Annotated in this window: 2 protein-coding genes and 1 pseudogene; all 3 read right to left on the bottom strand. The window is 57.5% G+C overall.

What is annotated here, in order from left to right; genetic code table 11:
- Positions 1–1,093, bottom strand: a 1,093-nt coding sequence (locus AC1D0Z_RS20290; protein ID WP_477659970.1) for a tripartite tricarboxylate transporter permease, incomplete at its 3' end; no start/stop codon positions are given.
- Positions 1,094–1,141: 48 nt separating this feature from the next.
- Complete coding sequence (locus AC1D0Z_RS20285) at positions 1,142–1,663, bottom strand: tripartite tricarboxylate transporter TctB family protein (RefSeq protein WP_477659969.1); 522 nt, start codon at positions 1,661–1,663, stop codon at positions 1,142–1,144.
- Positions 1,664–1,765: 102 nt separating this feature from the next.
- A pseudogene (locus AC1D0Z_RS20280) lies at positions 1,766–2,086 on the bottom strand (tripartite tricarboxylate transporter substrate binding protein); the annotation flags it as partial.

Here is a 2,086-nt window from a genome sequence, read left to right as displayed (position 1 = left end):
GGTACATGCTGGCGATCAGTCCCCAGACGAAGTCTTTTTGCTCAACGAACAGCAGCGGCCCGGGTTGCAAGCCCCAGATCAGCAGGCCGCCCAGCAGCACGGCTGCGGTGGGTGAACCCGGGATGCCCAGCGCCAGCATCGGCAGCAGGGCACTGGTACCGGCCGCGTGCGCTGCGGTCTCGGGCGCAATCACACCTTCGATTTCGCCGCTGCCAAACTTGGAGCCGTTTTTCGACATCTTTTTGGCCAGGCCGTAGCTCATGAACGAGGCAGGCGTCGCGCCCCCAGGGGTGATGCCCATCCAGATGCCGATCAGCGAGCTGCGAATCGAGGTCATCCAGTACTTCGGCAGCTGTTTCCATGTTTCCAGCACAACTTTGGGGTCGATCTTGGCGCTCTTGCCCGAAAAAGCCAGCCCTTCTTCCATGGACAGCAGGATTTCTCCAATGCCGAACAGGCCGATCACTGCGATCAGGAAATCGAAGCCGCGCATGAGGTCCGGTATGCCAAAGGTCAGGCGCAACTGGCCGGTTACCGTGTCCATGCCGACGGATGCCAGCGCAAAACCAATCGTCATTGACGCAAGGATCTTGAAGGGGGAACCTTTGCCCATTCCCACGAAGCTGCAGAAGGTCAAGAGATAGACCGCGAAAAATTCGGGAGGACCGAACTTGAGCGCGAACTTGGCCACCAGGGGCGCCAGGAAGGTGATCATCACGACGGCAACGAACGCGCCAACAAAGGACGAGGTGAAAGCGGCCGTCAGTGCGGCGCCTGCCTTGCCTTGCTGGGCCATTGGGTAGCCGTCAAAGGTGGTTGCAACCGACCAGGGCTCCCCTGGTATGTTGAACAGAATGGATGTGATCGCACCGCCAAAAAGCGCACCCCAGTAGATGCAGGAGAGCATGATGATGGCTGACGTCGGCGACATCGTGAACGTAAGAGGCAGCAAAATAGCCACGCCGTTGGCTCCACCCAGGCCGGGCAGCACGCCGATCAGCACGCCCAGGATGATGCCTACGAACATCAGGACGATGTTCATCGGCGTCAGGATGACGCTGAATCCGTGAAAAAGCGAGTTTAGTTCTTCCATTTCGATATCCGGTAAAAGTTCAGTGGGCTCGGTGCGGGTATAGAGGACTCAGTAACCGAGGAAGCTCAGCGGGGCGAACTGGCCTTTGAACAAGGGAACCTTGAACCAGACCTCGAACATGAAGAAAAACAGCGCGATCACAATGAACGAAGTAATGACGCTTTTGAGGGGAGAGAATTTCCCCAGGATGATCATGAAGAGCGCGATGTAGACAGCCGATGCGACATAGAGGCCCAGAAACTGGACTGCCAGCACATAAACGAGGGCAGGCAGCAAAACGGCCATGACGCGCTTGAGTTGCTCGCCGTCGACGAATACATCGGTATTCCTGTTCTTGCCGAACAAGGCTTGATAGAGGGTGCCGAGACCTGAAATGCACAGGATGATGCCGATATAAAACGGAAAATAGCCTGAGCCGGGTCCGTCGCTGGTCCAGCCGGATCCCAGTGCCCAGCTGCCTTGTATGACTACACCGCCCAGGATGACGATGCAGGTAGCGACGATGGCTTCAACGACATAGGTCGCGACGCCCGAGCGGATTTCCGCGCCGGATTCTTGGTTTGGCTCCATGAGCAACTCCGTTGGATTGAGTGCCCTGCACCAGGGCGAACTTGATTGATTGTCGGGCTGGCGCCTGGCCAGCCCGCAGGGGAAAACCCGGCAGGGTCTTCTTTATTTGGCGATGAAGCCGGCTTCTTTCATCAACTCGCGATGACGCTGTTCTGCGGCGCCGAGCCACTTGCCGAATTCGTCGCCGGACATGGAGGTCTGGTTGAAAGCACCTTTTTCCATATAGTCCTTCCACTCAGGGGTCTCGCGGACTTTCTTGAGCAGGTTGACATAGAACTCGAGCTGGTCCTTGGATACGCCGGGCGCCATGAATATGCCGCGCAGCATGGTGTAGTCGGTGGGCACGCCTGCTTCCTTGCAGGTTGGAATATCAGCCCACGACTGGGTATCGGTGACCTTGGCCTTGTAGGTCATTCGTTTCTC

This window comes from Polaromonas sp. P1_E3 (assembly GCF_056405935.1).
Note: the sequence above shows the minus strand (reverse complement) of the source record. Positions and strands in the feature narration are given on the sequence as shown.

What these genes read in the sequence shown, in the direction of transcription:
- AC1D0Z_RS20285 (WP_477659969.1), bottom strand. Translation starts at nt 1,663, where the DNA reads ATGGAGCCAAACCAAGAATCCGGCGCGGAAATCCGCTCGGGCGTCGCG.